Source organism: Massilia sp. Root335, assembly GCF_001425685.1.
Lineage (GTDB): Bacteria > Pseudomonadota > Gammaproteobacteria > Burkholderiales > Burkholderiaceae_D > Telluria > Telluria luteola.
On the sequence record NZ_LMCY01000016.1, the window covers coordinates 71,898 to 82,785 of the forward strand.

11 protein-coding genes are annotated in these 10,888 nt (G+C 61.0%); 5 read left to right on the forward strand and 6 right to left on the reverse strand.

What is annotated here, in order from left to right:
• Positions 1-616: 616 nt before the first annotated feature.
• The gene (locus tag ASC93_RS10835) at positions 617-1,591 is read right to left on the reverse strand and encodes an integrase arm-type DNA-binding domain-containing protein (protein WP_056441068.1); all 975 of its coding nucleotides are present in this window, start codon (positions 1,589-1,591) and stop codon (positions 617-619) included.
• A 449-nt stretch (positions 1,592-2,040) separates the two neighbouring features.
• Here ASC93_RS10835 and ASC93_RS29665 point away from each other — a divergent pair, with 449 nt between their 5' ends.
• Positions 2,041-2,259, forward strand: a complete 219-nt coding sequence (locus ASC93_RS29665) for an AlpA family transcriptional regulator (protein ID WP_082547937.1) — start codon at positions 2,041-2,043, stop codon at positions 2,257-2,259.
• Positions 2,260-2,769: 510 nt separating this feature from the next.
• On the opposite strand, the gene ASC93_RS10840 is transcribed toward ASC93_RS29665, so the two are convergent.
• Together ASC93_RS10840 and ASC93_RS32035 are read right to left on the reverse strand one after the other, a co-directional pair.
• A complete protein-coding gene (locus ASC93_RS10840; RefSeq protein WP_157201854.1) occupies positions 2,770-3,474 on the reverse strand; it encodes a hypothetical protein in 705 nt (234 codons plus the stop codon).
• 288 nt (positions 3,475-3,762) lie between these two features.
• The gene (locus ASC93_RS32035) at positions 3,763-3,921 is read right to left on the reverse strand and encodes a hypothetical protein (RefSeq protein WP_162251851.1); all 159 of its coding nucleotides are present in this window, start codon (positions 3,919-3,921) and stop codon (positions 3,763-3,765) included.
• Positions 3,922-4,109: 188 nt separating this feature from the next.
• On the opposite strand from ASC93_RS32035, the gene ASC93_RS10855 reads away from it, so the two are divergent.
• The gene (locus ASC93_RS10855) at positions 4,110-5,732 is read left to right on the forward strand and encodes an NERD domain-containing protein/DEAD/DEAH box helicase (RefSeq protein ID WP_056441080.1); all 1,623 of its coding nucleotides are present in this window, start codon (positions 4,110-4,112) and stop codon (positions 5,730-5,732) included.
• Between the two features lie 42 nt (positions 5,733-5,774).
• A complete protein-coding gene (locus ASC93_RS10860; RefSeq protein ID WP_056441083.1) occupies positions 5,775-7,505 on the forward strand; it encodes a hypothetical protein in 1,731 nt (576 codons plus the stop codon).
• Positions 7,506-7,601: 96 nt separating this feature from the next.
• Here the strand turns inward: ASC93_RS10860 and ASC93_RS10865 are convergent, their stop codons facing one another.
• From ASC93_RS10865 to ASC93_RS10875, 3 genes are read right to left on the reverse strand one after another with little or no spacing between them, the layout of a single operon-like run.
• Positions 7,602-8,339 (reverse strand): hypothetical protein, encoded by a 738-nt coding sequence (locus ASC93_RS10865; protein ID WP_056441087.1) that lies wholly within the window; start codon positions 8,337-8,339, stop codon positions 7,602-7,604.
• 60 nt (positions 8,340-8,399) lie between these two features.
• On the reverse strand, positions 8,400-9,407 hold the full coding sequence (locus ASC93_RS10870; RefSeq protein ID WP_056441089.1) for a YafY family protein: 1,008 nt from the start codon (positions 9,405-9,407) through the stop codon (positions 8,400-8,402).
• Positions 9,407-9,550 carry a hypothetical protein gene (locus tag ASC93_RS10875; RefSeq protein WP_157201856.1) on the reverse strand — a complete coding sequence of 48 codons (144 nt, stop codon included), beginning with the start codon at positions 9,548-9,550 and terminating at the stop codon, positions 9,407-9,409. Before ASC93_RS10875 ends, ASC93_RS10870 begins: the two co-directional genes overlap by 1 nt.
• Positions 9,551-9,893: 343 nt before the next feature.
• Here ASC93_RS10875 and ASC93_RS10880 point away from each other — a divergent pair, with 343 nt between their 5' ends.
• Entirely contained in the window at positions 9,894-10,094 is a 201-nt protein-coding gene (locus ASC93_RS10880; protein WP_056441153.1) for a hypothetical protein, read from the forward strand.
• Positions 10,095-10,400: 306 nt separating this feature from the next.
• Positions 10,401-10,694 (forward strand): hypothetical protein, encoded by a 294-nt coding sequence (locus ASC93_RS10885; protein WP_157201857.1) that lies wholly within the window; start codon positions 10,401-10,403, stop codon positions 10,692-10,694.
• The last annotated feature ends 194 nt before the right edge of the window (positions 10,695-10,888 follow it).

Here is a 10,888-nt window from a genome sequence, read left to right on the forward strand (position 1 = left end):
TCGCGCTGGCGCCGCGGTCCGACAAGAATCACTTGTTTCCTATCGTACGCTGATCAGCGACAAGCGTTGTCGCAGCGCGTTCACGAAGCAATTAGCGCGGGTAATTACCAAAAGTGCAAATAATCCACGAGTCCTAACCTCGGCCTCGTGACGTTGCCAGGCCATGGCGAAACGGTTCGCAACTTCCATCGGACGGAGCAAACAGCCTGAAGAACCGGATTTGCGACGGTGCACGATCAGCCCCCGTAGTCGAGGCGGGCGCGGCCGGACTGGGCTGTTCGTGGTGCCTGCGCGTCACGATATCTTAAAATTGCCAACGCTTGCCAACAGTCGCATGCCGCAAGTCGTCGTGGCACCGTCAAATGCGATCGCCCGGCCGTCGCTCCGAAGGTGAGCGGCAACCGTGGAAATAAGTTTTTTTTGTTTGGCGCTCATGGCGAGCCCCGGTCTAACCAGTCTGTCATCGCTATCCAGACCTGTCGCTAGCGGTCGGCCACCTCATGTCGGTAGTCCAGGATTTCCTTCAACGTGCTCATCGCCAACGCACGGAACCCGTGCCCGGTCATGTCGCCCTTGTAGCCCATGCGCTCGAGGGCTTTCAGCAGCGTGTTGTTGCTCAGTGGACGCCTCGGATCGCGCGGGTTCGGGAACAGACAGGTGCCGCCCCCGTATGCCGGTGCAGGTCACACAGCAGGGCCAGCGCCTGCCGCGACAGGCATACATGATGATCGGTCTTGTCGGGATTGATACGGCGCTGCCCGCGCTTCATGCGTTTCCAAGGGATGATCCACTCTCCCTTCTCCACGTCGACCTCGGCCGACGGCGTCTCGATGAGTTCACTAGTCCTTACGAACACCAGCAACATCAGTTTCATCGCGATGCGAGTCGACACGCCCATACAGGCTTCGTTGGCGTACGGCGCGCGCAGGAACTCGGGCAATTCGTCGACACCGATCGCCGCGAAGTGTCCCTTCTCGCGTGGCTCCAGGACCTCGCGCAAGAACTCCGCGGGGTTGCGCTCGGCAAGCCCGCAACGGATTGCGTACCTGAACACACCCGAGCAGTTCGCGGTCTGCCGGTTCGCGATCTCCAGCGCGCCGCGCCGTTCGATGGCCCGGATGTCATCGAGCACATCCGGAGCCTGTATCTCCGCGATCGGCGACTGACCGAAAGCCGGGAAAATGTACGCCTCGAAGCGCCGCAAGATTTCCTCTGCAGTCCGAGGTTGCCATTTCTTGATCATGGTGCGATGCCAATCACGTGCGACATGTTCGAACGTGTTCTGTGCCGACAGCCTGGCCTGGCGCGCCTGCTCGGCCTTGGCTTGCGCCGGGTCAGCACCTGCGGCCAGCAACCGGCGCGCCTCATCGCGCTTGGCCCTGGCATCCGCGAGGGAGACGTCTTGTAAGGCACCGAAGCTCAATCTGTTCTCTTTGCCGTCCGGCTGCCTGAATTTCATACGCCAGAGCTTGCCGCCCGTTGGCATGACCTCAAGGTACAAGCCGCCCCCATCGGCAAGCTTACAGGGTTTGCCTTTCGCCTTGGCGTTGCACACCTGCAGTTGGGTGAGAGGCTGTACCTGTTTGGGCATTTTGGGGGCATCCTGTCCACCGAGGGGCTCGGCATGCCCCGAAAAATGCCCCCAAAGCTGCAAGCCGTTCGAAGACATCGCTGGACAGGATTAGGCAACAAAAAACCCGCCGTCTCTATGAGAACAGCGGGTTTTTTGATGTTTCTGAATGTTCAGGAACGGTGTTCTGGCGGAGGCGGTGGGATTCGTATTGGCCGGCGAAAGCCGCATGAATGCTACGCCCTGCTGCACTACCAGACAGTCCATACCCTGACTCATACCCTAAAATTTGCGACCTCCGCAGTGGAATGCGGCGAAGTCTTTGACGAGCCAAACCGTGATGTATTCAAGATGGGTCAAAAACAGCTGAGCTCGCTTCGGAACTTTATCAACGTCGCATACTTCGTACAATCTTACGCTACCTTCAGTACCGTTGTCCTATCCCTCCCCGCTCATCGCATGAGGTTGACATGGAACACCACACAGCTACTGCAGACCGTTTGATCAGGATAGACGAAGTGCTGCACATTTGCGGTCTTTCGCGCAGTGCACTCTACGCAAGCATTCAAAAAGGTGACTTTCCTGTTCAGGTGAAGCTTTCGAAAAAAGCATCCGCGTGGGTATACAGTGAAATTTTGGCTTGGGTTAGCGAGCGCGCCGCAAGCCGCAACATCGCTTCGCGGAGCTAACTGTCCTTCGATAAGAGATGTGCTGGTGGTAGCGTAGCTCTCCAATTCAAGTCAAACGGCTTTCCAGGCCAATTCTATCGATAGAATCATGGACTTGCGTATGGACCTCCTTTCTTACCGCCCGTGCAGAACACACGAAGTGCGGTAGAGGCGATCCTGCTCAGTGGATGATAGGGGTGCCTTTGCTGCCGAACCGCCCCTCGGCCGTACTCCTGGACAAGCGCGGCATGTCGAGCAAGCCCGACTGGCTGATCCCGAGATCCGAAGCGATCATCACAAGTTCTCGGGCCGGCGCGCATACACGATCACGTCGGCAACGTCGCCGGCGAAAGCGCGGGAGCTGCAATCGTTTGCGACTGACTCCGGCGCCCCCGCCAGGGTACGTGCCCATCCGTCAACGCGCGCGTCCTGCTCCGTCGACTTCTTTGCTGATGAAGTCATGAGGAAAGTCCGGTCACGGAGTGCGTGCGGTCCAACGAGAGACCGAGCGCGCTCAGCGCAACGGAATCATTACCATTCCAGATCCTCCAGCAAGTGCCAGCGTACGACATTCGCGAACAGCTCCAGATCCTCCGCGTCGCCAGAACTGTTGTATTGAGCCGAGTCCCGATTCACGACCAGGTCCGCGACCGACGCTCCTCCGTCTGCATCGAAAGCGAACCCTGCATCGAACACGAGGTTGCCCGTCCAGCTCCTGTGCAATTTGAGTCGCGCCCTATCAAGGTAGATGAACCACTTCGCGTCCATGTCATGCTTCACGAAGCCGCGCGCGATCCGTTCCATCGCCGCGGCATCGAACGCCAGGTCCGGGTGGAGAGTTGCCCGGGCACGCGGCATGGGCTGGAGATCGGACCAGTCAGCAGGATGCACGATCAGCCGCTCACCGCTGGACAGATTCTCGACCGACGCTCTGGCTGCGTCCAGAAGCGCCAGGTCGCGCTGGCGCGCACTGGCGTTCGACGACATCCGGATCATTTCGATTGCTTCATCGTATCGCGCCCACCGAATGGCTGACGTCTGCCAGTTCGGCAACGCAGGAGGATGCCGCGCCTCCATCAGGAAATAAGTCGCCGGGCCGCTCGCCCCGTCGAATGGCCCCGACAGACGTGCGCGTACGAATGCGTCATATCCGGTTTTCTCCCGAACTGCACGCGGGGCCGTGCGCTCGGCAGACTCGCCGGCCAGCGTCGATGTCTTCGCGAACGTCCATGCCAAGGCCACCGAAATGGCCGGCCGGCTCCCTCAACAAGAAGCGTCCGCCGCCACTGACAACGACGCCGCCATGATTTTCCGCCACGTTCAGCTCCTGTTCCATTTGCTTCGCTTCCCAAACCATGTACAGCCCCGATACCGTCTTCCGGCGAGGCGCTTGACCCACCAACTGCGTGTGTCCCGGGTGCGCTCGAACAAAAACCATGATCATCAAGCAATATCGGCCTGGGGACAAGGGCGGTACTTTGATCGCCGCATGGATGAATTCCTCCTGAGCCGCAACGGCTACCGTTACAGCCTGAAAAAAGTTTCATTTTGAAAACTATGTTTGTTAATATTGAACGTGGACGAGTCATGATGGCTGACTGCTTCGTGCAAGGTCATCTTCCTTTCCAGCGCGCCGGCCGGGCCGAACTGCAGGACGCCCACGGCCCGGGTGCCGAGCTTCATCGGCAACGTCACCTCTGTCACTCAAGATTCAATACCATGGATTCATCAAAGGCTCACTGAAGGTCGTCAGCAATATCGTCACGCTCGACGGTGCATTCAGGCTCGACGACGCGAAGATGAGCTACCAGACGCAACGCGCCTCCACCTGATCGAGCGGCGCTCCCCTCACCTTTTCATCCTCGTTCGTCATGGCATCCATTTCTCCAGGTCTTCTTCCTTCGCTGCGCATGGACGCCGGCCGCTATCGCGAGCTGGAGGTACTGGAGCGCCTGCGCGATCATCTGCCGTCAGGATTCGAGGTCTTCCACAACATCGCTCTTCACACAATCCGTGGCGGCCGTGACTGCTACGGTGAAATCGATGTCGCCGTGCTATCGCCGGCTGGCTGCCTGCTGTTGATCGAAGTGAAGGCGGGCCCTGTCGTCCTGCGCGAAGGCGGAATTTTCAAGCTCTACGGCGACGGTGAATGCGATGTGGCACGCCAGGGCCGGCTGCAGCGCGCAGCCATGCAGAATCGCCTGCAGGACGCCGGCCTCAAAACGGAGTTGCTCAGCTGCCTGGTGCTGCCCGACTATACGCTCGGCGACAGCCAGGTCGTCTCGATCCCGCGCGATCGGATCATCGATGCTTCCGGCTATGAGAGCATGGTTGCGACTGTCCAGCAGTGGCTTCAGGGCGTGCCCGGCAGGGTGGACCGCGAAGCATTACGGCGGCTTCTGCTCAACCAGTTCCGCGTCACGCCCGATCTGGCAACGATGCGCGAGCAGTTGCAGGGCACCGTGCGGCGCCTGTCCGATGGACTGGCAACATGGGTGCCACGCATCGATGCTCCCTCCGGGATCTTCCGGATCCAGGCCACGGCCGGCTCGGGCAAGACCCAGCTCGCGCTGCAACTGCTCGACACCGCCGCTGCCGAGGGCAACAACGCCAGCTATGTCTGCTTCAACCGTAGTCTGGCCGACCATGTCCGGCGTCTGGCCTCCCCAAAGGTGCAGGTAGTGAATTACCATGAACTCTGCGTCGAGCACTACCGGCGACACCACGGCGATCCGGATTTCACGCCCGAGTCATACCATCGGATGGCGAATGCCTACTTCGAAGCCAGCGTCGGTTTCACACCGAGCCTGGATCTTCTGATCGTGGACGAAGCGCAGGACTTCGACGCCAGCTGGGTGCAGACCCTGTGCCAGCGGCTCAAGCCAGGCGGCAGGTTGTACGTGCTCGAAGACGAAGCCCAGCGCCTGTACCAGCAGCCGGAATTCGAACTGGACGACGCTGTCACGATCCGTTGCAGCGACAATTTCCGGAGCCCGCGGGTGATCTGCGACGTGATCAACGCGCTTGCACTCGTCAGCCCGCCAATCCGCAGTCTGAACCCCTGGTCGGGTGAAGTTCCCGGCATTCACGCCTACGGGTCGGACGAGGAACTGCTGGCCGCGACCGGGGCCGCCGTGTCCGCACTGCTGGCTCGCGGCTTTGCACTGGGCGACATCGTGATCGTTTCCGGGCGTGGACGCGAACGGTCGGCACTGCTGAACCGGGTAATGATCGGGGACTGGCGTACCCGCAGGTTTACCGGGGAATACGACCGCAACGGCGAGCCACGCTGGAGCGGGGGCGAGTTGCTGGTCGAATCGGTGTACCGCTACAAGGGTCAGAGCGCGCCCGCTGTCGTCGTGGCCGAGTTCGATTTTGCCGAGCTCGACGATGTCGTGCGGCGCAAGCTGTTCGTCGCCCTCACCCGTGCGCAGATGGCGGCGGAACTGGTGCTGTCGACCCGGGCAGAGCGCTGTCTGACTGCGGCGCTCTGACGACCGCGAATCCTGACAACTCATCCTCTTTCGGGCTCCCGCATGGGTCATCTTCTTTCCAGGTTGTTCATCACTTTGCGGCGCAATCTGCTGCTGTTCGTCTCCATCGTGGTGATTCTCGCCTGCGGGACATGGATACGCACCGAATGGAAAAATATTCAGGGCATCGTCAGCGAACTTCCATCGCTGGAAAGAGCGCAGCAGGACGTGAACCGGTATCAGGATCTGCTGACCCGCGAGACTGTGGAAGGCCTCGGGCGCCTGTCCGGCGCAATGGTGCAGCAGCTCGATGCACGCATTCGTACCGTTGACGACGATCTGCACCGTCTGCAGCGGGAGCAGGAAAAGGCACCACCGCTCGTGCTCACCGCACTCAATGGCCCCGATACGATGGCGAAATCGCTGACGCATGCGGTCACGACGAACATCAGAATCGAACTGCTGCGTCAGGAACGAGCATACCTGGTCGCCTCGCGCGCACGCGTACATGCAATGGCTCACCGCAAGGAAGCAATGAACAGACTCGCGCAACTGCGCCAGGCGCACGTGGAGGTGTACGCCGAATACCAGAGCGCGCTGAGGCGGAAGGATGCTTTCAAGGCGAATGGAGGACTGGGCGTGCGCTTTCACGTTGGCCCGACATACCGGCAGCTACAGGCGCTCGACAAGCAAGTGAAGGATCTCTGGATCGCGAATGACGCTGCGTACAGAGCCTTTCTGAAGCAACGGGATGCTCTGAACAGCGCGCCGGCTCCCGGGATCCTGCCCGCGTTTGCGGTGGACGTGCAGCGGTTGACCGCTGCGGCCGAGCCGCTGCGCGAACGTCTCCTGCACGCCCGGCGTCTTGCGGCGGAGAGCTACCTCTGGCAAGCCTGGCAGGCGGTGCGGCCTTTGCTGCCCATTGCCTTTGGGGTACTGGTCGGATGGTGGCTCGTCCCGGCGGCCATCCGCACCCTGTTCTATTTCGTGCTGGCGCCGCTGGCTGCACGCAGGCCTCCGATCGTGATCGGGCCCGTCGATCGCAGGACGCCAGCCTCCCCTTCACTGGCGCAGCTTTCGTGCAATGGCAGTTCGCTCATCTCCGCAATATCGCAAAAGGCGATGCTGGCTCCCGGCCAGGAGCTGCTCATCCGCCCGGAGTATTGCCAGAGCCAGCCCCTGGGCGCCATCGTCAGCACAAAAGTGCTCTTCGACTGGCACCGCTGGCTGACCAGCATCGCCGCGCACCTCTGGATGCTGAAGCGCTTGCGCACGACGCAGACCGCAGCCGTCGTGGTGTCGCCCACGGCAGACGCACTCGATGAGGTCGCCCTGCTGGAGATTGGCCCCGGAGATGCATTCGTGCTGCAGCCACGCGCGTTGGTGGACATCGTGTACCGCACCGGTGAGCGGCCGCGAATCCGCAGCCACTGGCGCCTTGGAACACTGCACGCGTGGCTGACGCTGCAACTGCGCTACCTGAGCTTCGAGGGACCCGCCACGCTGATCGTCAAGGGATGTCGGGGCGTACGATTGGAAAACGCTTCGACCGGCCGCACGATCAGTCAGCATGCAACGCTCGGATTCAGCAGGAACACCACTTATGCCACCGTTCGCACAGAGCCCTTCATTCCTTATCTGATGGGCAGGCAGCCCCTCCTTCAGGACAGGTTCACCGGGCAGGATGCCTGCTACCTCTACGAGGAAGTCCCGCGCAATGCGCGTCCCGGACAGCCGGGGCACAATCCGTTGGAGGTGCTGCTCGATGCAGGTTTGAAGGCTTTCGGGATCTGACCATGAGCGCCGTCGTCCCGGGTCGGCCGGGACGCAACAACAGCAGGACGGCAGTCTCCATAGGGCTCGAGGCGCATTACAAGCGGTGAGATCCCGTCAATCGTCGTCCTCTTCGTCATCGTCATCCTCATCGTCATCAAGAAGGAATTCACGGCGTCTGCCGAACACCTCCTCACTGACGTTTTGCGGCAACTGTCCTTTGCCATCGGTCTGGACCACGAACTGCAGGGAATCCTGCATGGTCACCGCTTCGTCGTCCAGGTCCTCGCCGATGGGGTATGTCGGCGCAAACTGGGCGATGGCATCCGCAAAGTGACCGATCATTCTATCCTGTCGGCGATAGCTCGATTTGCGAATCGACGCCATCTTCGCCAGTATCGAGCAATCGATCAGCGTTCCTTCGAGCCACCAGGAGCTCGACGCATAACCAGCACACCAGCGTAGATTGCTCGCCTTGAGCCCCTCTTCCATCGTTTGCGAACATTCGCCGCCGAAACATGATCCGAGCAGCACGCCGGTAATATTGCAGGCCTTCGAGACCTCGGCAATGCCCTTCAACAGGTCGCGCAGCGGGACCGTCCCCACCCGTCCTTTCCAGCCATGGGCGGCGATATAAACGATCGCATTCTGATAGTGCACCTTGCACAGGCATTTCAAGGCATACCCGAAGCTCGACTTGTCGTAGAAATTCGCGTGCAGTACTTCCGTGTCACCCGCGAACTTGGCTACGCCTTCGATGAAGGGCAGCACACTGGTAAGGTTTGCATCCTTGTCGTCAAGCTCCCATGGTGCCTCCAGGACGATAATCGCCCTGCGTGCGTGTTGTCGTGTCATTCGTGATCGTTTCCTGGTCAGTATTGTGAGATGAATGGACGCAGCGGCGTTGGTATCACTTCAGGCATATGCCGCTGCCATCCGTTTTGCCACGCCAGCGAGTTCATCGCGCAGTTCCGCGGGCTCCTGGACTACGACGCCATCGCCGAACCCGAGCAGCCACCAGACCAGCGAGCGGGTGTTCGGGACCGTGGCCGAAAGGTGCAGTCGGCCGTCGGCGTCGCCCGTCAGTACTTGATCGGCACTGAGCGGCGTTTCGAACAGGTGCTCGCCGGCCGCGCGTGTGAACACCGCGCGCACATTGATTGGGTCGCCGGCGATGACGCCGAACTGGCCGGAGGCGATATAGCTGTCGACGTCGAACCCAGCCTTCTTGCGGGCCGATTCATACAGCACCTCGGCCTGCTGGATCCGGTGCAGTGCAATGGTGCGGACATCCTCGTAGCGGTCGAACATGCAGACCAGGTAGACGAGGCCGCCGCGCAGCACCACGGCCAGCGGATGCACCGAGTCATAAACAGTCGGCTCGCCGGCATCGCGCTTGCGATAGTGCAGCTTCAGCTGCCGGTCCTCCATCAGCGCCAGGTAGACGCTGCGCTGGCATTCTTCGTCCATGCGTGGCGGCAGCAACGGCTGCTGGGGCGGTACGCTGCGCACCTTGTCCAGCCAGGCCCGCGACGGAGCCGAATCGTCCACCGTCGACAGCGTGCGGGCGGCTGACCGGAAATGAGGACGCAGGGCCTTGACCGTGATCGGCGGCAGGTGGTGCCGCAGGTGCTGCTCGACCAGCGTCAGCGTCAGCGCTTCCGGCACGGTCAATCCCGGCAGGTCGAAGCTCGACGCGTCGCGCAGCCAGCTCCAGCCGAACGGCTTGTCGCGTTCATCGACCACGACCGGAAAGACGTTCGACAGCTCCCGGAGATCCCGTTGGACGGTACGCTCGGTCACGTGAAAGTCGGCGGCGCGCAGCCGTTCGTACAGTTCCCTGACCGAGATTCTCGCTGGCGCACGCGGCACCATGCGCAGCATGTGCCATTGGCGCACCAGGGATTGCTGATTGGTCGCCATCAGAGGTCCTCCGCCCAGCGTTCCCGGAAGCCCGGCTCGTGCTTGCGCCATTCGCTGAATGGCTGGGGATCAAATTCGTGATAGAGCAATCCGAGCTGCTTCGTGCGTGCGATGGCGTCGATGTGTTCGATCAGTGCGGGCATGTTCAACTGCGCGACGCCGATGGGTCCGGCTGCCGTCTGGTTCAAAATGCCATGTTACCAAAAATATTTCCAATAAGTAACCTGTCGATCACGGCTGAACGCCGCCGCACACCACGGGGGGCGTTATCGAAGATCGAGTTCCCGAGCAGGACGAAATGCGCCATCCGGACCTCCACGGAATCGGAAACGGAAACGGAAGGATGCCTCCGCGACGCGACAATCGGTGTCGCAACGTGGGGCCAGAGTATGCCGCAATGAGACGTCAGCTGGATGCCGTCTGCGACAACGCTTGTCGTACCAGCGTCTACAGTCATTCCCTCCACGGACGGATGAGGACATCACCATGAACAGGCAAACCCTGACCGACGCGCGCTACCACACCATCGGCTTCATCGACACTGCCGCTGACGGCAAGCAAACCGCGCGTGACGCGCGCTACCGCGTGCTTGGCCGTTACGATCCGCGCCCAGATACGACACGGGACGCGCAACATCGAATGGTCGGCCATGGCAACCAGCTCGCTTCGCTTGTTTCGCGCCGCTGACGCAGAACAGATGACGACAACTGGACTGATCCATGTCGTCCACGGCAAGCGAGGCAGCCCCAGCTGCGGACCCACGTTTGTCCGTAGTGCCAGCTGTCCGGTGTTTCCGTGTCGCGCTGCGCCCGGCTGATCGCTGCGATATGACCTGTCGCCGCATGCGCTCATCAAATCAGTACTTTTTTGCAGCACATTTCATGAAAGGATCGTTGAATGCATCAGTTCAGACGCAGGAGCTTCCTGCGCCGGTCTGCCGCGGCCGTCGTCACGCTTCTCGTTCTGCCAGGCGCAAACGCAGCGCGGAGCCCCATGTTTTTCGTCCGGATGTTTGCCGGCCCAGCGGACAGGGTAGCGCCAGAAAGTACCGCAACTTCCTGTGACACGGTCGATCCGATCCTGGAACAGGCCGCCGCATGGATCGACCAGTTGCGCCAGCGCGGCCAGACTCACCTGTTCTACCCGGTTTCGCGCCTGCAGCGCGAGTTCCGGATCGGTTACCAGCGTACCTGCGCACTGGCGGACAGCCTGGCGCGGCGTGGCGAGTGGACGATCGGACTCAGCGGCGATGGAACCCGGTACGCCCGCATTCTTGACAGACCTTAGAACCAATGTGAGCGTCCGGACAGGATTGCACATCCACACTGAGTGCAACAATTTGCGAGAATTCATGTCGTCATGAAAAACTATAATTGCCAGAACGAAACGAAGGCCGCGCGACGGCCCCCAGGATCCGCACTCCCGCTGCGAACGAAAGACAGCTCGACATGACTCTCGCTGACGCACCTGAACCGAATCCA

Coding starts and splice junctions, on each gene's coding strand:
- ASC93_RS10835 (WP_056441068.1), bottom strand. CDS start 1,591: ATGCCCAAACAGGTACAGCCTCTCACCCAACTGCAGGTGTGCAACGCC.
- ASC93_RS29665 (WP_082547937.1), top strand. CDS start 2,041: ATGGAACACCACACAGCTACTGCAGACCGTTTGATCAGGATAGACGAA.
- ASC93_RS32035 (WP_162251851.1), bottom strand. CDS start 3,921: ATGAAGCTCGGCACCCGGGCCGTGGGCGTCCTGCAGTTCGGCCCGGCC.
- ASC93_RS10855 (WP_056441080.1), top strand. CDS start 4,110: ATGGCATCCATTTCTCCAGGTCTTCTTCCTTCGCTGCGCATGGACGCC.
- ASC93_RS10860 (WP_056441083.1), top strand. CDS start 5,775: ATGGGTCATCTTCTTTCCAGGTTGTTCATCACTTTGCGGCGCAATCTG.
- ASC93_RS10865 (WP_056441087.1), bottom strand. CDS start 8,339: ATGACACGACAACACGCACGCAGGGCGATTATCGTCCTGGAGGCACCA.
- ASC93_RS10870 (WP_056441089.1), bottom strand. CDS start 9,407: ATGGCGACCAATCAGCAATCCCTGGTGCGCCAATGGCACATGCTGCGC.
- ASC93_RS10875 (WP_157201856.1), bottom strand. CDS start 9,550: ATGCCCGCACTGATCGAACACATCGACGCCATCGCACGCACGAAGCAG.
- ASC93_RS10880 (WP_056441153.1), top strand. CDS start 9,894: ATGAACAGGCAAACCCTGACCGACGCGCGCTACCACACCATCGGCTTC.
- ASC93_RS10885 (WP_157201857.1), top strand. CDS start 10,401: ATGTTTTTCGTCCGGATGTTTGCCGGCCCAGCGGACAGGGTAGCGCCA.